The 278-nt window shown below is 61.5% G+C and carries 1 protein-coding gene; it reads right to left on the minus strand.

Annotated elements, in window-relative coordinates; translation table 11 throughout:
- The coding region (locus ACZ3HH_RS29745; protein WP_465810126.1) for an immunoglobulin-like domain-containing protein at nt 1–278 on the minus strand (278 nt) is incomplete at both ends.

Genomic DNA, 278 nt, shown 5'->3' on the forward strand with positions numbered 1-278 from the left:
GTGCCGGCATCTTTATAGACGTCGTCCTTCGGTGCGTCGACGGTCACGGAGCCGGTGGTTTTGCCCGCTTCGATGGTGATCACTGCGCCGTTGCTGAGCGTCACGGTGACCGGTGTACCGGCCGCATTGGTCAGGGTCGCCGTGTAGGTGATCTGGCCGCCTTCATCCACTGAATCGCTGGCGGTCAGCGACAGGTTGGTGGTGTCCTGGGTGTCAGTGATCGAGGTGTCGGCCGACTTGCCGTCAACTTCCAGCTTTTCGTAATTGCCGCCCTTGGC

This window comes from Pseudomonas sp. PME37.24/025 (assembly GCF_055556615.1).